Here is a 20,158-nt window from a genome sequence, read left to right as displayed (position 1 = left end):
GCGGTGCCTGCCAGGATGGCGGCCCCGGTCCGCGGCGCGCGCCGGACTGAGAGGATGGATGCCATGCAGGAAGAGCTCTCGGGCATGTCCGGCCCGCACGACCCCTACGCCGCGTACGGCGGCGCCCCCGCCGACGCGGACGCCGTGCTGGCCGGGCTCGACCCCGAGCAGCGCGCGGTCGCCACGGCCCTCGGCGGCCCCGTCTGCGTCCTCGCCGGCGCCGGCACCGGCAAGACCCGCGCCATCACCCACCGCATCGCCTACGGCGTCCGCAGCGGCGTCTACCAGCCGCAGCAGGTCCTCGCCGTCACCTTCACCGCCCGCGCCGCCGGCGAGATGCGGGGCCGCCTCCGCCAGCTCGGCGCCGAAGGCGTCCAGGCCCGCACCTTCCACTCCGCCGCGCTCCGCCAGCTCCAGTACTTCTGGCCGCGCGCCGTGGGCGGCGACGTGCCGCGCCTGCTGGAGCGCAAGGTGCAGCTCGTCGCCGAGTCCGCCGCCCGCACCGGCCTGCGCGTCCAGCGCACCGAGCTGCGCGACCTCACCGGCGAGATCGAGTGGGCGAAGGTCACCCAGATCGTCCCCGACGACTACCCGGCCGCCGTCGTGAAGACCGGCCGCGAGGCCCCGCGGGATCCGGCCGAGATCGCCCGCGTCTACGCCACCTACGAGCAGACCAAGCGCGACCGCGGCGTCATCGACTTCGAGGACGTGCTGCTGCTCACCGCGGCCATCCTGGAGGACCGCCCGGAGATCGCCGCGCAGGTCCGCGCCCAGTACAAGCACTTCACCGTCGACGAGTACCAGGACGTCTCGCCGCTGCAGCAGCGCCTGCTCGACCAGTGGACGGCCGGGGGCGCCGGCCTCTGCGTGGTCGGCGACGCCAGCCAGACCATCTACTCCTTCACCGGCGCCACCCCCGACTACCTGCTGAACTTCCGCACCCGGCACCCCGACGCCACCGTCGTCAAGCTCGTCCGCGACTACCGCTCCACCCCGCAGGTCGTCCACCTCGCCAACGGCCTGCTCGCCCAGGCCCGCGGGCACGCCGCCCAGCACCGCCTGGAGCTCGTCTCGCAGCGCGAGGCCGGCCCCGAGCCCGAGTACGTCGAGCACCCCGACGAGCCCACCGAGGCCGAGTCCACCGGGCAGCGCATCCGCAAGCTGCTCGACGCCGGCGTGCGCGCCAGCGAGATCGCCGTGCTCTTCCGCACCAACGGGCAGTCCGAGGTGTACGAGCAGGCCCTCGCCGACCTCGGCATCTCCTACCAGCTGAAGGGCGCCGAGCGGTTCTTCGAACGGCCCGAGGTGCGCGAGGCCGGCCTCCTCATCCGCGGTGCGGCCCGCGCCGCCTCGGACCCGCTCACCGCCGACGAGCCCGACCTGGCCGCGCAGGTCCGCGCGATCCTCGCGACCCGCGGGTTCACGCCCACCCCGCCCTCCGGCTCCGGAGCCGTCCGCGAGCGCTGGGAGTCGCTGGCCGCGCTCGTCCGCCTCGCCGGGGAGTTCGAGGCGGGCCGCCGCGCGGCGGGCGCCCCCGCCGACCTCGCCGCCTACGTCACGGAGCTCGACGGCCGCGCCTCCGCCCAGCACGCCCCCGCCGTCGAGGGCGTCACCCTCGCCTCGCTCCACGCCGCCAAGGGCCTGGAGTGGGACGCCGTCTTCCTCGTCGGCCTCACCGAGGGCACCCTGCCGATCATCTACGCCAAGACCGACGAGCAGGTCGAGGAGGAGCGCCGGCTGCTCTACGTCGGCGTCACCCGCGCACGGCTCCACCTCACGCTCTCCTGGGCGCTCTCGCGCTCCCCCGGCGGGCGCGCGAGCCGCCGGCCCAGCCGGTTCCTCGACGGCCTGCGCCCCGGCTCGGGCGGCCCGCGCGCCGGCACCCGGGGCGGGCGCGGCGGCGTCGAGCACGGCGAGGGCCGTGCGGCGGGGCGGCGCGCCCCGCGCGGCCCGGTCACCTGCCGGGTCTGCGGCCGCACCCTCACCGAGGCGGTCGAGCGCAAGCTGCGCCGCTGCGAGGACTGCCCCTCCTCGATGGACGAGGCGCTCTACGAGCGGCTGCGCGAGTGGCGGGCCCGGCAGGCCAAGAAGCAGGGCGCCCCCGCGTACGTGGTGTTCACCGACGCGACGCTGATGGCGATCGCCGAGGAGGTGCCCGGGAGCGAGCGCGAACTCGCCCTGATCTCCGGGGTGGGTGCCATGAAGCTGGACAAGTACGGCGCCGCCGTGCTCTCGTTGTGTGCGGGGGAGGAGCCCGGGGACGAACCCGGGGACGAGCCCGCGGGGGAGCCGACCGGGTCGGCCTGAGCCGCTCGTGGACATCACCCGGAACTCGCCGGAAAAATAGTTTGCGCGCCGTGCGCCGCGCGCAATAGCCTGCCGGAGCGGTCAAGGGGACGAGATCGCAAGGCCGTGAAAGGCAGGCTTTCGCGCGCCGTCCGTCCACGACCAAGCTCTCCCGCACCACCGCACCACCTGCAGGACCGACCGACATCCGAACACCGGAACCCGGGGAACCGGGCACCGCGAGACGCCGAGAGGAGGCGAAGACAGTGGAAACCACGAAGACGATCACCAAACTGACTGGCCAGACCGTTATCGCCATGCCCTCGGGCGCCGTCTCGCAGTTCGGCACCCGTGGCTCCTCGACCGTCGCCCCGCTGTGCGGCGCGGTCCTGGTGGCCGGCAACGGGCTGGGTCTCGACGGCACCGGTGTCCCCACTGTCAGTGGCCACGGCTTCACTGGCTTCGGCGGCGCCTCCTTCGAGACGGGTCTGTCCCGCGACTGGGCGACGTTCGACCGCGGTCTTGCGATGCGCGACGAGCGACCGACCCAGGCACCGAAGGCAGTGGCAGCAGCAGCCATTCATGGCGGCTATGCACGGGTCTCCGGTGCCGGGGCCGAGCAGGACGAGCAGCTGATCAACCAGGCCGAGGCCGCCCGCAAGGGAGCCGGATCCGTCCGGATGGGGGCCTTCCGCGGCCCGGAACCCTGGAGTGAACGAACCTGAGGAACCCTCAGGTCGGTCTCCAGGGCCGCGGAACCCGTCAACCGGGATCCGCGGCCCTTCTGTTTGTCCGGTACGTCATGACAACCCTGGCCCCTCGGGGCCTCCGGATCCGCCCCACCAGCAGGCGGACCGGAACCACAGAAAAGACGAGGAAGAAGTGTCCACGGTCATCACACCGCCCCTCCCGTCCGTACCGACAGACACGTTCACCCAGGCCGACCCGGCCGCCCCCCCGGAGGTAACCCTGATGCAGCAGCTCAACTCGTTCGACGAAGCCGACGCCCTCGGCCAGACCGTCCCGTGCCGCGCCTTCGACCCGGAGGTCTTCTTCGCCGAGACCCCGGCGGACGTCGAGTACGCCAAGTCCCTCTGCGGGACCTGCCCGGTCAAGGAGTCCTGCCTGGCCGGTGCGCTGGAGCGGCGCGAGCCGTGGGGCGTCTGGGGCGGCGAGCTCTTCGTCCAGGGCGTGATCGTGGCCCGCAAGCGGCCGCGGGGCCGTCCGCGCAAGACCGAGGTCATGGCGTGAACCGCGCCGATCCGCCCTCCGGTCACGGAACCGCGGGCGTCCGACGGGGAGAGCAGCCCCCGCCGGTCAACGCCCTGCGCCGATCCGTACGCGTCGCCGCCGCCAAGGCCGACGCCGCAGCCCACCTCCCCTTCCCGAGCACGCACCACGAGCAGGACCACCACATGATTCCCCTCGCCGAACAGCCCGTCCGACTCACCGAGCGGACCCCCGAACTTCAGATCCGGAACAGGAACTTCGAGATGCATCTCCTCCAGGAATCCCTGGCGCGCGCCCATATGCAGGAACTAACCCGCGAGGCCGAGCGCCAACGCCTCGGCGCGCGCCTCGCACGGGCCGACCGCCTCCGGCGGAAGGCCGAACGTGCGTCGCTGCGCGCCCGCAGGGCGCTTGCCGCCGCCCTGATGTAACCGGCCGCCGGTGCGCGCCCCGTCCTGCGGAGGCCGGGCCCACCGACGGACAGCGGAACGACCGAAGGCCGCCCCCTTGCGGAAGGGGGCGGCCTCTGTCGTTCCCGGGACGGGCGGGCAGCCGGTGGCGGACGGAGCCGCGGAGCCCGTCGGCCTCGGGGCTGGTGCCCGGCGTCGGGGTCGGTGCCCGGGGCCCCGGGGCCGGTGCCGGGTCAGCCGCGCGGCGGCCGGCCGTCGAAGCCGGGCAGCCAGGTGGCGAGCTCCTCGCGCAGCCGTACCGTCGCCCCGAGCTGGCAGAGCACGCCGATCGTGCTCAGGGTCACCCGGTGGATCAGCAGGTAGGAGGGCGGGAGGTTGAGCTGCTTGGCCAGGTTGTAGGCGGGGGAGCGGGGGTCGGCGATCCGGGCCGCCTGGGCGCGCATCCAGTCCCGGGTGAACGTGAACTCCTCGACCCGGGTGGGCTCGATGATGGGGTGCAGGTAGGCGAGCACCGCGTCGGGGTCGAGGGTGATGCCCGGCCGCACGAAGCCCTCCTGGCGGAGCATGTCGTAGACCTCCCCGGCCTCGCCGGCCAGCGCCATCCGCAGGGCGGCGCCGATCGGCTCGGGCAGGCCGCCGGGCAGCCGGTCGACGGTGCCGAAGTCCATGACGCCCAGCCGCCAGCCCTCCGCCGGGCCGTCGTCCTGGATCAGCCGGAAGTTGCCGGGGTGCGGGTCGGCGTGCAGCAGGCCGGTCCGGGTCGGGCCGGCGAAGAGGAAGCGGGCGAGCAGCTGACCGGCGCGGTCGCGCTCGGCGGGGGTGCCGGTGCCGATCACCCGGGCCAGCGGGGTGCCGTCCATCCACTCCGTGACCAGCACCTGGCCCGACCGGTCGACGACGCCGGGCACGGCGATGTCCGGGTCGTCGGCGAACTCCTCGGCGTGCGCCCGCTGGGCCTCGGCCTCCAGCCCGTAGTCCAGCTCCTCCGCGACCCTGGCGCGCAGCTCGGCGATGAGCGGCTTCATGTCCATACCGGGGATGAGGGGGCCCAGCACCCGGGCGAGCCGGGCGAGCTGGCCGAGGTCGGTGAGCAGGGCGTCCCCCGCGCCGGGGTACTGCACCTTGACGGCGACCCGGCGGCCGTCGTGCCAGACGGCCCGGTGCACCTGCCCGATGGAGGCGGCCGCGGCGGGCCGGTCGTCGAAACTGCGGAAGCGCGACCGCCAGTCGGTGCCGACCTGCTCCGCCATCACCCGGTGCACGGTCGTGGACGGCATCGCGGGCGCCGAGTCCTGGAGCTTGGTGAGGGCGGCGCGGTAGGGCCCGGCCACGTCCTCGGGCAGCGCGGACTCGAAGACGGACAGCGCCTGCCCGAACTTCATCGCTCCGCCCTTGAGCTGACCGAGCGTGGAGAAGAGCTGCTCGGCGGTGCGCTGCTGCAGCTCGGCCGTGACCTCCTCGGCGGGCCGCCCGCCCAGGCGCTTGCCGAGCCCGAGCGTCGCCCGGCCCGCGAAGCCGAGGGGGAGGGCTGCCAGGCGGGCGGTACGCGTCACGGCCTTGCGCGGAAGATCGCTCACCCGGTGCCTCCAGTCGGATCGCCGGCGCCGGCCCTCCGGCGCGGGCCGCCGGGCGTGGCCTGCCACCGGCAGTGGTCACCACGCCATTGTGCCCGCTCGTTCGGCCGCGTCCGGCGAATCATCCGGACTGGTATTCGGGTCGTCCTGTGCGGGTTTCCCGCACGCCGTGCCGGGGGCGGGCCGGGGTGGCGGCCGGGGCCGCGGGCGCGCGGCCCCGGGCGTGCGGTACGCGGGTCGGCGCCGGGGCGGCCGGGACGGGAGAGGGGCGCGGGGCCGGCCGCGGGCGCCCTCACCGTCGGCCGCCCGCCGTGGTCGCCGGGGCCGGGGCCGCCGGCCACAGGCAGCCGCAGGCCGGGTGGGCGGGCAGCCGGAGGCGCCGGGCCATCCCGTCGGCCGCGGAGATCTCGCACCAGCCGTCGACGCTCGGCGGCACGACGCCGTCCAGGTAGAGCTGGGTGTGCAGGGCGGCGAGGCCCGCCACCGCCGTGGCGAGGGCGGTGTCGCAGGCGGGGGTGCGGGCCCGGCCCGGCCCGGGGCCGTCGAGCTGGGCGAGCAGCCGCGGCCAGCCCGGGTCCTCGTCCTGGCGGGTGAGGGAGGCGCAGCCCGCGCAGGCCGTCGCACCGGGCACGACCAGCGGGCCGACCACGCCCAGGTGCTCCAGCACCCCGACGTAGAGGTGCGGGACGCCGGCACGCATGAGCTCGTGGGCCTCGGCGGCGCAGCCGGTGAAGGCGGCGGAGCCGTCCCGCGGGGCGAGGACGACGAGGGCGGGCGGCCCGGCGCCGACCGGGGCCGGCCGCGGCCGGTCGCCGGCGGCACCGGAGGCCCGGTGGACGGCCTCCCGGGCGGCGGTGGTGCGCAGCCGTCCGACGTCGGTGGCCGGGAGCCCGGCGGGGGCGCAGTCGCGGCCGGTGACGCGTCCGCGGTCGACGACGGTGACGGTGCCGGTCCCGCCGGCGGCCAGGACGGCGGCGACGGCGGCGCCGACCCGGCCCGCGCCGCGCACCTCGACCCGGGTGCGGCGTCTGGCGGTGAGCACGTCGGCGGCCTCGCCGGGCTCCGGGTGCACGAGGGAGAGGGCGGCGGCGTCCGGCCCGAGCATCTCGCGCCGGGGCGGCGGGTAGCCGCCGAGCGCCGCCTCCAGGGCCTCGGCGTCGTCGAGCAGGTCGCCGCGGGCGAGCGAGGCGAGCAGGCCCTCGCAGGCGGGGCGGTCGAGGCCGAGCCCCTGGCCGGCCGCGATCAGCTCGGGGGTGTCCCTGCTGCCGTCGACGAGTTCGAGGAAGGCGGCGATGCCCTGGTCGACCTGTTCGACGACGCGGGCGTGCCGGCGGACGGTGCCGAACTGGAGGGTCCGCTCGTCGCGCCAGAGGCGGGAGAGGGCAGGCTTGAGCATCGGGCGCACGGGGTTCTCCGGGGAGCTCGCGGGGGCGGTCGGTGGCGCGGTGAGGGCAGGATGCCCGATGCCCGGCCGGTCGTGCACCGGGTTGTCCACAGGCTCGGTCGCATCATCACACCGCTGGTGCGTACACCCTGTGGACAACCCCCGTTCGCCGGACGTGCGCGATCCCTGCACCCGCCCCTCCGGCCCGGCACCGGGGATCTGTCGGTGCACCCGGGTAACGTCGTCTGCCATGGCGGCCGAACGGGACACCCGATCCACGTCGTCGCGTCGGCGTTCCCGGGCTGCCTCCGGGTACGGCGCCGCGGCGCCCGGCGCACCGCTCCCCGGTGCGCCGGCGTCCGATGCCGTTCCGGCGGTCCGGGCGCCGCAGGCCGGGGCCGCGGACGCGGATGCGCCCGGCGGGCGGCGTCCGGCCGGCCCCGCCCCGGCCGGCCCCGTCCCGGTCGATCCCGCCTCGGTCGAGGTGCGCCGCAGCGCCCGCCGCAGCCGCACGGTCTCCGCGTACCGCGAGGGCGACCGGACGGTCGTCCTGATCCCCGCGCGGATGTCGCACGCCGAGGAGCAGCGCTGGGTGGCGCAGATGCTCGACCGGCTGGCCCGCCAGGAGAGCCGCCTGGTGCCCGGCGACGAGGTCCTGGCGGCGCGGGCCCGGGAGCTGTCCGCGGCGTACCTCGGCGGCCGGGCGGTGCCGCGCAGCGTCCGCTGGGTGACCAACCAGAACTCCCGCTGGGGGTCGTGCACCCCGGGCGAGGGCAGCATCCGGCTCTCCCACCGGCTGCAGGGCATGCCCGGCCACGTCGTCGACTACGTGCTGCTGCACGAGCTGGCGCACCTCCTCGTGCCGGACCACGGGCCCCGCTTCTGGGCGCTCCTGGAGGCGTACCCGCGCACCGAGCGGGCGCGGGGCTACCTGGAGGGCGTGGCCGCTGCCGGGCGGCTGCCGGGTGCCCCCGACCCGCAGGGGGCGGCGGCGGACGGCTGCGACTGAGGCCTCCCGCTCCGGGATCCACCGTCCACCGGGGCTGCTGCGGACCCGCCGGCCTGGGATAGGGTCGCGGGGATCAGTCGCCGTACGGGAGGGGGCCGGCCCGCGCCATGTCCAGAGAACTCGCCAAGGCGTCCCGGGTGCGGATCAGTGAGCTGACGCCCGGCACCGACCTGTACCTCGGGGTGCACATCACCGGGCCCGGGCTGGTCTTCGACATCAGCTGCTTCGGCCTGGACGCCGACGAGAAACTGAGCGACGACCGCTATTTCGTGTTCTTCAACCAGCCCGCGAGCCCCGAGCAGTCGATCCGTCTGCTGGGCGCGCAGGAGGGCGACACCGAGTCGTTCGCGGTGGCGCTCGGCTCGGTGCCGGATGCCGTCCACAAGCTGGCGCTCACCGCGACCCTCGACGGCGACGGACAGATGTCCCAGGTCGCCTCCGGGTACGTGCGGATCGTCGCCGGCGGCACCGAGGTCGGCCGCTACAGCTTCACCGGCGCGGAGTTCTCCACCGAGCGCGCCGTGATGCTGGCGGACGTCTACCGGCGCGGCGGCGAGTGGCGCTTCGCGGCGGTCGGCCAGGGCTTCGACGGCGGCCTGCGGGCGCTGCTGGAGAACTTCGGCGGCGAGGCCCTCGACGAGGCCGGGCCGGACGCCCCGGACGCCCCGCCCGCTGCGGCCCCCGCGCCGGTGGCCGTCCCGACCGCCCAGACCGTTCCGACCGCCCCGACCGTTCCGCCCGTGAGCGTCCCGGCCCCCGCGCCGTCGTACGACGCGACGCTGGTCGCCGTCCCGGCGGCCGTCCCCGCCGCCGCGTTCCCGCAGCAGGCCGGGGGCGCCCCGGTGGGTGTGCGCATCTCGCTGACGAAGTACGTCGAGGTGCCGGAGAGCCCGGGCTGGGTGAAGCAGAACGACAACCTCGTGCGGGTCCTGCTGACGAAGGGCCAGGACGTGCTCGCCCTGCAGGGCAGCATGGTCGCCTACCAGGGCAAGGCCGACTTCGCGCACGAGGGCTCCGGCATGCTGCGCAAGCTGGTCGGCAACCTGACCGGCCAGCAGCTGAAGCTGATGCGGATCACCGGCGAGGGCCAGGTCTTCCTCGCCGACGAGGCGTGCGACCTGCACGTCGTCCGGCTGGAGGGCGACACGCTCTGCGTCGGCTCCGACCGGGTGCTGGCCTTCGAGGCGGGCCTGGAGCACGAGGTGCGCCGGATCGAGGGCGAGGGCCTGCCGAACGGCGGTTTCTTCACCCTGCAGTTCAGCGGCCACGGCGTGGTCGTGGTGAAGACGAACGGCGTGCCGGTGGTGCTGCCGGTCACCCCGGCCCCGGAGACGTACGTCGACGTGCAGGCGCTGGTGGCCTGGTCCCGCGGGTCGCAGGTGATCACCACGGCGCCGGTGCGGATCCGCCGGTCCGCCTACGCGGGGCACGCGGCCGAGTCGTACAGCCTGCAGTTCCGCGGCGCCCCGGGGAACTTCGTCATCGTCCAGCCGTTCGAGGTCTGAGGTCCAGGAGGAGTCATGCAGGCACAGTTCCTCGCGGGTGGCGGGCTGGACGCGTACCGGGCCGCCGACACCGCGGAGCGGATGAGCAACCACGGCGCGGCGATGTGCCGGGTCGCGCTCACGGCCGGGGCGGACGTGTACGCGAAGGCCGGGGCGATGGTGGCCTACGACGGCTTCCTGCAGTACGAGCCGGTGTCGCAGTCGTTCCGCCGGGCGCTCGGGGAGTGGGCGTCGGGCGAGCGGAGCCCGCTGCTGCGCTGGACGGGCGACGGCGCGCTCTACCTCGCCGACATGGGCGCGGACGTGCTCAACCTGCACGTCGCCGACGAGTCGCTGTCGGTGAACGGCGCCCACCTGCTGGCCATGGACGCCGCGCTGAGCTGCAGCGTGGAGAAGGTGCGCGGCGCGGCCCTGCTCGCCGGCACCGGTCTGTACAACGCGACCGTCGCCGGTACCGGCTGGGTGTCCGTCACCTCCCGCGGCGTGCCGGTGGTGCTGGACTGCACCGAGGCCGAGACGTACGTCGACCCGGACGCGCTGGTCGCCTGGACCACCGGGCTGGAGGTGCGCACCCGGCGGACGGTCAAGGTCGGTGCGCTGGTGGGCCGCGGCAGCGGCGAGGCCCTGCAGCTCGGCTTCCGCGGCTCGGGCTTCGTCGTCGTGCAGCCCAGCGAGGACACCGCCGACCGTCTCAAGATCCGCGGCTGAGAACCGAGTTCGAGGAGTCCTTCCGTGCAGAGCCCCCTCCTGGCGCACACCGCCGGCACCGGCACCGACCGCTTCGCCCTGCAGAACCCGCAGATGCTGCGGGTGTCGCTGGACGGCCAGTCCAAGGTGCTCGCCCGCAGCGGCGCGATGGTCGCGCACGTCGGCAAGGTCGCCTTCACCAGCTGGTCGCCGCAGACCGGCAACCGCCGCGGTCCGCGGCGCGACGCGGGCGTGCTCGACATGATGAGCTGCTCCGGCACCGGCACCGTCTACCTCGCCAACCTGGCGCAGCACCTGCACGTGCTGTCGCTGCGCGACGAGCGGCTGGTGGTCACCAACTCCTACGTGCTGGCGCTGGACACCTCGCTGGCCTGGCACACCGTGGCGATCGAGAACGGCGACCGGATCGCGGGCGTCGGCTCCCGGTGCCTGGAGTTCTCCGGCACCGGCAGCCTGGTGCTGATGACCTCGGGCCGTCCGCTCGTCCTGCCGGTGGAGCCGGGCCGGTACGTGTACGGCGACGCCGACGCGGTGGTCGGCTGGTCGTCCGGGCTGGAGGTGCAGCTGCAGGCGCAGAGCAGCAACACCGAGGCGTGGCGGCGCCGCGGCACGGCCACCGAGGGCTGGGAGCTGGCGTTCACCGGCCGCGGGCACGTGATCGTGCAGCCCAGCGAGCTGCTGCCCCCGCGGCGGGTACCGCGCGGCTGACCGCACGCACCCCCGCCGCGGGGCCGGATCAGGTCAGCGTGCGGGCCAGCCCGACGAGGGTGCGCACCGAGCCGTCGGTGAGCCCGGGCAGCTCGTCGTAGCCGAACCAGCGGAGGTCCAGCGACTCCTCGCTGATGAGTTCGCGGGCCCCCGCGGGGGCGATCGCCACGTACTGCACGTCGAGGTGGGTGTTCTCCGGCCGGTCCTTGCCGGTGCACCGCACCTGGTGCCGGTCGAGCTTGACCGGGGTGGGCCGGCCGCCGTCGGCCAGCAGCGTCAGGCCGGGGATGCCGGACTCCTCGGTGGCCTCGCGCAGGGCCGCGGCCGCGAGGGTGGCGTCACCCGGCTCGCAGTGGCCGCCCATCTGCAGCCACCGGCCGACCTTGGGGTGCAGCGTGAGCAGCACCCGGCCGCCGGCGGGGTCGACGACGACCGCGCTGGCGGTGATGTGGGCGGGCAGGCACTCCCGCCACAGGCCGTCGGGCCGTTCGGCGAGGTGCGCCAGGTAGTCCTGCCGGAGCCGGTCCTGCGCGGGGTCGGCGACGGCCCACGCGTCGAGCGTGCGGACGGCGTCGTGGTGGAGCCCGGTCACCTGCCGTCCTCCGTGCCGGTGCCGTCCTCGTCCGTGCCGGGGTCGTTCCCGGCGGCGTCCTTGCCCCCGGTGGCCCCGGTGCCGTCGCCGCGGGCGGCGTCGCCGAGCAGCTTGTCGAGCGCGGAGAAGTCGATGCCGCCCTCCTCGGCGCGGTGCACGAAGCCGTCCGGGTCGTCGAGGTCGGCGGCGGTGGGCAGCATGTCGGGGTGCTCCCAGAGGGCGTCGCGGCCGTCGACGCCGCGGGCGTCGGCGAGCGAGGCCCAGAGCCGGGAGGCGTCGCGCAGGCGGCGCGGGCGGAGCTCCAGGCCGACCAGGGTGGCGAAGGTCTGCTCGGCCGGTCCGCCGGTGGCGCGGCGGCGGCGCAGCGTCTCGCGCAGCGCGCCGGCCTGCGGCAGGTGCGGCTGGGCGGCGGCGTGCACGACGGCGTCGACCCAGCCCTCGACGAGCGCGAGGGCCGTCTCCAGGCGGGCGAGCGCGGCCTTCTGCTCGGGGGTGTCCTCGGGCTGCAGCAGGCCGCCGGCCAGTGCCTCCTGGAGCGCCTCGGGGTTGCTCGGGTCGAGGTTGCCGACCAGCTCCTCCATGCGGGAGCTGTCGACCTTGATGCCGCGCGCGTACGCCTCGACGGCACCGAAGAGGTGCGCCCGGAGCCACGGCACGTGGGCGAAGAGCCGCTGGTGGGCGGCCTCGCGGAGGGCGAGGTAGAGCCGCACCTCGTCGGCGGGCACGCTGAGGCCCTCGCCGAACTCGGCGATGTTCTGCGGCAGCAGCGCGGCCTTGCCCGCGGGGGCGAGCGGCAGGCCGACGTCGGTGGAGCCGGTGACCTCGGCGGCGAGCGCGCCGAGCGCCTGGCCGATCTGTGTGCCGAACATCGCGCCGCCCATGGAGCGCATGACGCCCATCAGCGGGCCGGCCACGGCCTGCATCTCGGCGGGCAGCACGCCGCCCATGGCGTTGCCGACCCGCTCGGCGACCGGGTCGACGAGGTCCTTCCAGACCGGCAGGGTGGCCTCGATCCACTCGGCGCGGCTCCAGGCGACGGCGGTGGTCGATCCGGACGGGAAGTCGGTGGCGGCGTCGAGCCACAGCTCGGCGAGCCGGACGGCCTCGGTGACGGCGGTGCGCTCGGCCGCGCCGACCGACCGGTCCTTGCTGCGGCCCTCGGCGGGCTCGGCGACGACGGTCTGCCGGGCGATGTTCTGCGCGAGTTCCCAGTTCACCGGGCCGCCGTCGAAGGACAGCATCTGGCCGAGCTGCTGGAAGGCGGCACCCAGGTCGTTCGGGTCCAGGCCGCCCATCATCGCGCCGAAGGGGTTGTCGCCGGCCGCGCCGCCCATGCCGAACAGCGCGCCGAAGGGGTTGCCCGGGCCGCCGAAGCCGAACGGCTGCTGCGGGGTGTCGCCGGAGCCCCCGGCGGCCTGGTCGTCCTTCTTGCCCTTGCCGTCCTCGGGCTCCTCGGGCGGATTGGAGAATCCGAAGGGAAGGTCACTCACGGGGTCCTCGATCTGCTCGGCCGTCACGCGGAGGTGTGGCGGGGTCGTCGTGTACCCGCGAAAGGGCGGGACGTGTCCATGGTCTCGTGGTCCGATGGCGCAGGGTGCAACCGCCGGGCCCGTGCCTCGGGCAGGATGGACGGTACGTGACACTCGTCCGTACGCACATAAGCTAACCGTGGAGGATGGCCGGTGAGTTCCCCGCCTTCGGACGTTCGCTCTGGGCTGACCGGAGGTGAGGACGGCACCGCGGCCCCCGCGGGTTCGCCGTCTCCAGCCTACGGCGGCAGGCCGCTGACCGTGGCCGTGACCGGGGCGGCGAGTGTGCTCGGCGAGCGGGTCGCCTCCCGCCTCGTCGGCTCGCCGGGGGTGCGCCGGGTGCTCGCCATCGACGACCGCCGGGGTGACGTCCCCGGCGTGCAGTGGCGGGTGCTGGACGTCCGCGACCCCGCCGTGGCCGAGCGCCTGGCCGGGGTCGACGTGGTCGTCCACCTGGCCATGGACCTCGGGATGGAGACCGATCCGCGCGCCCGCAGCGCCTACAACGTGCGCGGCGCGCAGACGGTGCTGACCGCCGCCGCGGCGGCCGGGGTGTCGCGGGTGGTGCTCTGCACGTCCGCGATGGTCTACGGCGCGCTGCCGGACAACGAGGTGCCGCTCGCGGAGGACTCCGAGCTGCGGGCCACCGAGGAGGCGTCGCTGGTCGGCGACCTGCTGGAGATCGAGCGCCTGGCCCGGCGCGCCCCGCGGGCGCACCCCGGCCTGCAGGTGACCGTGCTGCGGCCGGCGGTGGTGGTCGGCCCGGGTGTCGACACCGTGCTGACCCGGCACTTCGAGGCGCCCCGGCTGCTGGTGGTGGCGGGTTCCCGGCCGTGCTGGCAGTTCTGCCACGTCGACGACCTGGCCTCGGCGCTGGAGTACGCGGCGCTGGGCCTGGTGGAGGGCGAGATGACGGTGGGCTGCGACGGCTGGCTGGAGCAGGAGGACGTCGAGGGCCTGTCGGGGATCCGCCGGATGGAGCTGCCGGCGACGCTCGCGCTCGGGACGGCGGCCCGGCTGCACCGGCTCGGCCTGACGCCCGCCCCCGCCGGGGACCTGGCCTACACGATGTACCCGTGGGTGGTCTCGGGCAGCCGCCTGCACGAGGCGGGGTGGCGGCCGCGGTACGGCAACGAGGAGGTGCTGGCGGAGCTCCTGGCACAGGTCGCCGGCAAGCACGCGGTGGCGGGCCGCCGGCTGGGCGGCAAGGAGGCCGCGACCAGCCTGGGCGCGGCGGGCGCCACGGTGGCGCTGGTCGGTACGGCGGCGCTGGTGCGGCGGGCGCGGAAGCGCCGCCGGTTCTGAGAGCCGTTCCGCTCTGCGGAACGGCGCAATCGTGATGCGGAAGCCCTTGCCGAACGGCACCGGAGATGGGGAATCATGGTGACCATGCCCGAGAACGACGATCCGATCCGCCTGCTCGCCATCCGCGACACCCCGCTGTCGCTGGACGAGGTGTACGACGCGGTCGGCCACGACGCGGCCGGCGGCACCACCGTCTTCGTGGGGACGGTCCGCGACCACGACGGCGGCGAGCCCGTCGCCGCCCTGGAGTACAGCGCCCACCCGACGGCCGAGCAGGAGATGCGCCGGATCGCGGAGAAGATCGTCGCGGACTTCCCGGTCAAGGCGCTGGCCGCGGTGCACCGGGTCGGCCGGCTCGGGATCACCGACAAGGCCGTGATCGTCGCGGTCTCCTGCGCGCACCGCGGGGAGGCCTTCGAGGCGGCCCGCCGCCTGATCGACGACCTCAAGCACGAGGTGCCGATCTGGAAGCACCAGGTCTTCGGCGACGGCCGGGAGGAGTGGGTCGGGGCCGGCGCCTGCTGACCCGCGCCCGCCCCCTCCACACCCTTTCCCACCCGTCCGGTCCCAATCCGGGCCGTAACCCGGACGGTGCCGTCACCGTTGTCAGCGCGGCCGGTTAATCTGCTGATAGACACGACGAGCTGGGAGTACGGACATGGCTGCGCTCGCCTGGTTGATCATCCCCGTCGCCGCCGCACTGGCCGCCATGGTCTGGGCGGGCTGGGCGGCCCGCACCCCGCGCGCCACCGGCGACCCGGCCTCGCTCGCCGAGCACGAACGCTTCCGCGCCGCGATGGAACGCTCCACCGCCGGCCCGGCCGACCGGCCCCGCGGCTGAGCCCGGCGCCCGGGCAGCGCAGGCCCGCCCCGGTCCCGTACTGTCGAGCCATGCCACGCCGCTCCGCGACGATGCTCGCCGCCACCCTGCTCCTCATAGGCCTGCTCTGCGCCTCCGTGCTGATGCGTGTGCCGTACACCGAGATGAGCCCCGGGCCGACGTACAACACCCTGGGCGAGCAGGCGAAGAAGGGCGGCGGCTCGGTACCGGTGATCGCGATCACCGGGCACGAGACGTACCCGACGACCGGGCACCTCAACATGACCACCGTCCAGGTGACCGGGGCGAAGTACGAGCCCAGCCTGATCTCCGCGGTGATCGGCTGGCTGCGCAAGGACGTCCTCGTGGTGCCCCACGACAACGTCTACCCGAAGGGCCAGACCGACAAGGAGGCCCAGCAGGAGAACGCCGAGCAGTTCGCCTCCTCCGAGGACAGCGCCAAGACCGCCGCGCTGAAGGAGCTGGACATCCCGGTGGAGTCCCAGGTGATCGTCTCCTCGGTGGTGGCGGGCGGCCCGTCCGAGGGCAAGCTGCACGCGGGTGACCGGATCGTGGCGGTCGACGGCACCGCGGTGACCGCCAAGGAGCAGGTGGCCGCGCTCGTCACCCGGCACAAGCCCGGGGAAGCCGTCGAGTTCACCGTCGTGCCGCACACCGGGTCCGGCACGTCCGCCGCCGCCGCGGCCGGGAAGAAGGTCGTGATCACCACGGACAGGGCCGACGACGGCCGGGCCGTGGTGGGCATCCTGCCGGGCAGCGACCACACCTACCCGTTCACCATCGACATCGGCCTGCAGGACGTCGGCGGGCCCAGCGCCGGCCTGATGTTCTCGCTCGGCATCATCGACAAGCTCACGCCGGACGACCTGACCGGCGGCCGGTTCGTCGCCGGCACCGGCACCATCGACGACGACGGCGCGGTCGGCCCGATCGGCGGCATCCAGATGAAGCTGATCGCCGCCCGCGACAAGGGGGCCGAGTACTTCTTCACGCCGTCCGAGAACTGCGCCGAGGCCGTGCGCGACACCCCGTCCGGCCTGACCCTCGTGAAGGTCGACACCCTGGGCGGTGCGCTCGACGCGCTGGGGAAGATCCGCGCCGGCGGCACCGCGGGACTGCCGTCCTGCCCGCGGTGACACCGGCGGCAGGCGTCAGGAGAAGGTCGACAGCAGGGCCTCGCTGAGCCCGGGCACCAGGTCCGGGCCGGTGAGCACCTCGCGCGCGATGTCCTTCTCGCGCAGCCGCAGGGCGATCTCGCGGGAGCCGTCGCGCAGCACGGCGGCCGTGATGCGGACCTCCTGGCGCTGCGGGTGGTTCTCGACCCAGGCCGACAGCTCCTTCTCGGTGGCGTTCTTCGGCCGGGACTGCTCCGCACCCGGCGGCAGCATCAGCCGCTCCACGACGAGCGCGCAGCCGACCACCTGGTCCGGCCAGGCGATGGTGCCCAGGAAGCGGTCCAGCTCGGAACCGGCCGGCAGTTCCTCCTGCTCGACCGGCGTGAGGCCGGTGCTCTCGTCGGCGGTCAGGCCGAGCTGCTTGGCCAGCCGGGGGTCGGCCTTGCGCAGCGCGGCGGTGTCGACGAGCGCGAACAGCCGGGCCGGGAGGTCCCAGCCGAGCGTCGCCGCGTACTCGTCGATCTCCAGGGCGGCCCGGGTGAGCGGGGAGGCGGCCGGCGGGAGGCCGTCGCCGGCGGGCGTGAGGGGTGCATCGGACATGGACACCATCCTCACATGCCGTCCGGGCCCGGCGGTCGAGGCGATCCCTGTAACGGTCGGATCTCGGGGCAAACCGCCGGGAACTCAGGTAAAGACAGATTAAGTTGCTCTGAGGACCGCTAGGACCGCTAGGACCGCAGACGACACAGCAGAGGTGCCCCCTTGGTTTTCCAGATGCCGGACCGCCCCGAACCGGGCTTCCGTGCCAGAGTCGGCCCGCCCTCCCGGCGCACCCGTGTGCTGGTGCTCACCGCGGGCGTCCTCGTCGCGCTCTTCCTGCTGTTCGTCATGGTGTCCGGCTTCTGGACGGACTGGCTCTGGTACAAGTCCGTCGACTACAGCCGGGTGTTCACCACCCAGCTCCGGACGAAGGCCGGCCTGTTCGGCGTCTTCGGCGTGCTGATGGCGGTCGCGGTCGGCTTCAACATCTGGCTGGCGTACCGGCTCAGGCCGCCGCTCGCCGCGATGTCGGTCGAGCAGCAGAGCCTGGACCGCTACCGGATGGGCGTCGCGCCGTACAAGAAGTGGCTGCTCCTGGCGGCCTCGCTGCTGGTCGGCCTCGTCGCCGGCGCCGCCTCCTCCGGGCAGTGGCGCACCTGGCTGCTGTGGACGAACCAGACACCGTTCGGCGTGAAGGACCCGCAGTTCCACCGGGACGTCGCCTTCTACGCGTTCGACCTGCCGTGGTTCGAGTTCCTGCTGGGCTTCGCGTTCAGCGCGGTGATCGTCTCGCTGCTGGCGTCGACGCTGGTGCACTACCTCTACGGCGGCCTGCGGCTGCAGGGGCCGGGCCGCCGGGCGAGCCGCGGCGCGCAGGGCCACCTGGCCGTGCTGCTCGGCGTGTTCGTGCTGCTGAAGGCGGTCGCGTACTGGCTCGACCGGTACGCGCTGGCGGTCAAGTCCGGTGCGTACAAGGGCGTCGACGGCTGGACGGGTCTGCGCTACGTGGACGCCAACGCGTTCCTGCCGGCCAAGACCATCCTGTTCTTCGTCGCGGTCATCTGCGCACTGCTGTTCTTCATGACCCCGATCCGCCGCACCTGGGCGCCGGCGCTGATCGGCTTCGGCCTGATGGCGCTCTCCGCCGTGCTGATCGGCGGCGTGTACCCGGCGATCGTGCAGCAGTTCCAGGTCAAGCCGAACGAGCAGGCCAAGGAGACGCCGTACATCCAGAAGAACATCGACGCGACCCGCCAGGCGTACGGCATCACGGGGGCCGAGACCCAGCAGTACGACCCCAAGGAGGGCGCCAAGTCCGACGCGCCCGCACCGGACCCGCAGACGATCGCGGACATCCGCCTGATCGACCCGAACGTGGTCGCGCCGACGTTCCAGCAGAACGAGGCGCTGCGCAAGTACTACGCCTTCCCGAAGACGCTGGACGTCGACCGGTACGGCGACCAGGACACCGTGCTGGGCCTGCGCGAGCTCGACCTCAGCGGCGTGCAGCAGCGCAACTGGATCAACGACCACTTCAAGTACACCCACGGCTACGGCATGGTCGCCGCCAAGGGCAACCAGGTCGACGGCAACGGCAACCCGGTCTACACCGAGTCCGGCCTGCCGACCACCGGTTCGCTCGGCGAGTACAAGCAGCGCGTCTACTACGGCGAGAAGACCGGCACCTACTCGATCGTGGGCGGCTCCAACCAGGAGATCGACTACACCTCGGAGAGCGGCGCCGACCAGACCTTCCAGTACGACGGCGGCAGCGGCGTCTCGCTGGACAACCCGTTCACCCGGGCCGCGTACGCGATGCGCTTCGCCGAGCCGCAGATCCTCTACTCCGGCGCCATCACCGACGGCGCCCGGGTCATCTACGACCGCACGCCCAAGGAGCGGGTCGAGAAGGTCGCCCCCTGGCTGTCCATCGACGCCGACCCGTACCCGGTCGTGCAGGACGGCAAGCTGGTGTGGGTGCTGGACGCCTACACCACCTCGGACGGCTACCCGTTCTCCTCCAAGACCACCCTGGGCGAGTCCACCAAGGACTCGCTGACCGACCAGCGCGGCCGCACCCTGACGGCGGTCAACACGGTCAACTACATCCGCAACTCGGTGAAGGCCACCGTCGACGCCTACACCGGCGCCGTCACCCTCTACCAGTGGGACGACAGCGACCCGGTGCTGAAGACCTGGATGAAGGCCTTCCCCGGCACCGTGCAGCCCAAGTCGAAGATCCCGTCGACCCTGATGCCGCACCTGCGCTACCCGCAGGACCTCTTCAAGGTGCAGCGCGACCTGCTCGGGCAGTACCACATGACCGACGCCACGGCCTTCTTCAACGGCACGGACATCTGGCAGGTGCCGGTCGACCCGACCACCAACACCGGTGACGTGCAGCCGCCGTACTACCTGACGCTGCGGATGCCCGGTGCGCCCGACACCAGCTTCTCGCTCTCCACGAGCTTCGTGCCGAGCGGACGCGACAACCTCGCCGCCTTCATGGCCGTCACCGCGGACCCGGGGGCGGACTACGGCAAGATCCGGATCCTCAAGATCCCGGGCGGATCCGGCGCGCTGGGACCGAAGCTGACGCAGGCGAAGTTCAACTCCGACCAGGCGGTGGCCAACAAGCTCACGCTGCTGAAGACCGGCACCGACTCCGACATCGAGTACGGCAACCTGCTGACCCTCCCGGTCGGCGGCGGCCTGCTCAACGTCGAACCGGTCTACCTGCTCGGCCGGGGCGCCAAGGCGCCGGTGCTGCAGAAGGTGCTGGCGGTCTACGGCGACAAGGTCGCGCTGGAGGACAACCTGGAGAAGGCGCTCGCCGCCGTCCTCCCGGGAGCCGCGGGCAGTGCCACCACCACGCCGACCGCCCCCACCACCCCGACCACGCCCGGCCCCACCACGCCCGGGCCGACCGCGCCGGGGCCCGGTACGGGCACGACGCCGGAACTGCAGCAGGCCCTGAAGGACGCGCAGAAGGCGTTCGACGACGGCCAGGCGGCCCTGAAGACCGGCGACTGGGCGGCCTACGGGCAGGCCCAGAAGGCGCTCCAGGCGGCGCTCGACCGGGCCGCGGCGGCCCAGCCGTCCACGGCCGGAGCCACCCCGGCACCCTCGGCCCCGGCGTCGCCGTCGCCGTCGGCCACCCCCTGAGCTGCGAGAACCGATTGTCCGTCCACCCCGCGTCCGTGCTACTGTTCACTCAACGACGCGGGGTGGAGCAGCTCGGTAGCTCGCTGGGCTCATAACCCAGAGGTCGCAGGTTCAAATCCTGTCCCCGCTACTGAAGATCAGGGCCCGGAGGCCGCCAGAGATCATCTGGCCCTCCGGGCCCTGACGTTTTTCCGATCAAGAGGGGCCCTTCTCCGGTACTATCGACGCGGTCGGCCAGGCCTGCCGTCACCGCCGGG

17 protein-coding genes, 1 tRNA gene and 1 pseudogene are annotated in these 20,158 nt (G+C 74.0%); 14 read left to right on the top strand and 5 right to left on the bottom strand.

Translation table 11 applies throughout. The annotated features are described in order from the left end of the window. The first annotated feature begins 84 nt into the window (after positions 1–84). The 4 genes from SNE206_RS13235 to SNE206_RS13220 all read left to right on the top strand — a co-directional run bounded on the left by SNE206_RS13235 (position 85) and on the right by SNE206_RS13220 (position 3,947). Entirely contained in the window at positions 85–2,307 is a 2,223-nt protein-coding gene (locus SNE206_RS13235; RefSeq protein WP_407913610.1) for an ATP-dependent DNA helicase UvrD2, read from the top strand. A 245-nt stretch (positions 2,308–2,552) separates the two neighbouring features. Continuing rightward, entirely contained in the window at positions 2,553–3,011 is a 459-nt protein-coding gene (locus SNE206_RS13230) for a hypothetical protein (protein WP_407913507.1), read from the top strand. Positions 3,012–3,168: 157 nt separating this feature from the next. Then, positions 3,169–3,537, top strand: coding sequence for a WhiB family transcriptional regulator (locus SNE206_RS13225; RefSeq protein ID WP_407913506.1), 369 nt, complete (start codon positions 3,169–3,171; stop codon positions 3,535–3,537). After that, positions 3,534–3,947, top strand: a complete 414-nt coding sequence (locus tag SNE206_RS13220) for a hypothetical protein (protein WP_407913505.1) — start codon at positions 3,534–3,536, stop codon at positions 3,945–3,947. The genes SNE206_RS13225 and SNE206_RS13220 overlap by 4 nt, the downstream gene beginning before the upstream one ends. A gap of 212 nt (positions 3,948–4,159) precedes the next feature. Here the strand turns inward: SNE206_RS13220 and SNE206_RS13215 are convergent, their stop codons facing one another. Then, positions 4,160–5,503 (bottom strand): ABC1 kinase family protein, encoded by a 1,344-nt coding sequence (locus SNE206_RS13215; protein WP_407913504.1) that lies wholly within the window; start codon positions 5,501–5,503, stop codon positions 4,160–4,162. A 289-nt stretch (positions 5,504–5,792) separates the two neighbouring features. Beyond that, positions 5,793–6,896 carry a ThiF family adenylyltransferase gene (locus SNE206_RS13210; RefSeq protein WP_407913503.1) on the bottom strand — a complete coding sequence of 368 codons (1,104 nt, stop codon included), beginning with the start codon at positions 6,894–6,896 and terminating at the stop codon, positions 5,793–5,795. 460 nt (positions 6,897–7,356) lie between these two features. On the opposite strand from SNE206_RS13210, the pseudogene SNE206_RS13205 reads away from it, so the two are divergent. The 4 genes and pseudogenes from SNE206_RS13205 to SNE206_RS13190 form a co-directional block, all read left to right on the top strand. Next, positions 7,357–7,893: pseudogene (locus tag SNE206_RS13205) on the top strand (M48 family metallopeptidase); the annotation flags it as partial. Between the two features lie 107 nt (positions 7,894–8,000). Beyond that, positions 8,001–9,398, top strand: a complete 1,398-nt coding sequence (locus SNE206_RS13200) for a TerD family protein (RefSeq protein ID WP_407913502.1) — start codon at positions 8,001–8,003, stop codon at positions 9,396–9,398. A 15-nt stretch (positions 9,399–9,413) separates the two neighbouring features. Continuing rightward, positions 9,414–10,106, top strand: coding sequence for an AIM24 family protein (locus SNE206_RS13195; RefSeq protein WP_407913501.1), 693 nt, complete (start codon positions 9,414–9,416; stop codon positions 10,104–10,106). 24 nt (positions 10,107–10,130) lie between these two features. Beyond that, positions 10,131–10,814, top strand: a complete 684-nt coding sequence (locus SNE206_RS13190; RefSeq protein WP_407913500.1) for an AIM24 family protein — start codon at positions 10,131–10,133, stop codon at positions 10,812–10,814. Positions 10,815–10,842: 28 nt separating this feature from the next. On the opposite strand, the gene SNE206_RS13185 is transcribed toward SNE206_RS13190, so the two are convergent. Further along, positions 10,843–11,406 carry an NUDIX hydrolase gene (locus SNE206_RS13185; protein ID WP_407913499.1) on the bottom strand — a complete coding sequence of 188 codons (564 nt, stop codon included), beginning with the start codon at positions 11,404–11,406 and terminating at the stop codon, positions 10,843–10,845. Further along, on the bottom strand, positions 11,403–12,896 hold the full coding sequence (locus tag SNE206_RS13180; RefSeq protein ID WP_407913498.1) for a zinc-dependent metalloprotease: 1,494 nt from the start codon (positions 12,894–12,896) through the stop codon (positions 11,403–11,405). Before SNE206_RS13180 ends, SNE206_RS13185 begins: the two co-directional genes overlap by 4 nt. Before the next feature lie 192 nt (positions 12,897–13,088). Between SNE206_RS13180 and SNE206_RS13175 the strand changes: the two genes are divergently transcribed. From SNE206_RS13175 to SNE206_RS13160, 4 genes are all read left to right on the top strand, one after another. After that, positions 13,089–14,240, top strand: coding sequence for an NAD-dependent epimerase/dehydratase family protein (locus tag SNE206_RS13175; protein WP_407913497.1), 1,152 nt, complete (start codon positions 13,089–13,091; stop codon positions 14,238–14,240). Positions 14,241–14,324: 84 nt separating this feature from the next. After that, positions 14,325–14,765, top strand: a complete 441-nt coding sequence (locus SNE206_RS13170) for a molybdenum cofactor biosynthesis protein MoaE (protein ID WP_407913496.1) — start codon at positions 14,325–14,327, stop codon at positions 14,763–14,765. A gap of 133 nt (positions 14,766–14,898) precedes the next feature. Continuing rightward, complete coding sequence (locus SNE206_RS13165) at positions 14,899–15,081, top strand: hypothetical protein (RefSeq protein ID WP_407913495.1); 183 nt, start codon at positions 14,899–14,901, stop codon at positions 15,079–15,081. A 50-nt stretch (positions 15,082–15,131) separates the two neighbouring features. Then, complete coding sequence (locus SNE206_RS13160) at positions 15,132–16,217, top strand: PDZ domain-containing protein (RefSeq protein WP_407913494.1); 1,086 nt, start codon at positions 15,132–15,134, stop codon at positions 16,215–16,217. Positions 16,218–16,232: 15 nt separating this feature from the next. On the opposite strand, the gene SNE206_RS13155 is transcribed toward SNE206_RS13160, so the two are convergent. Further along, positions 16,233–16,796, bottom strand: coding sequence for a PPA1309 family protein (locus tag SNE206_RS13155; protein WP_407913493.1), 564 nt, complete (start codon positions 16,794–16,796; stop codon positions 16,233–16,235). Positions 16,797–16,958: 162 nt separating this feature from the next. On the opposite strand from SNE206_RS13155, the gene SNE206_RS13150 reads away from it, so the two are divergent. Beyond that, positions 16,959–19,901, top strand: coding sequence for a UPF0182 family protein (locus SNE206_RS13150; protein ID WP_407913492.1), 2,943 nt, complete (start codon positions 16,959–16,961; stop codon positions 19,899–19,901). A gap of 56 nt (positions 19,902–19,957) precedes the next feature. Then, positions 19,958–20,031 (top strand) — tRNA-Met (locus SNE206_RS13145). Positions 20,032–20,158 lie beyond the last annotated feature (127 nt).

Source organism: Kitasatospora sp. NE20-6 (assembly GCF_045862635.1).
Note: the sequence above shows the minus strand (reverse complement) of the source record. Positions and strands in the feature narration are given on the sequence as shown.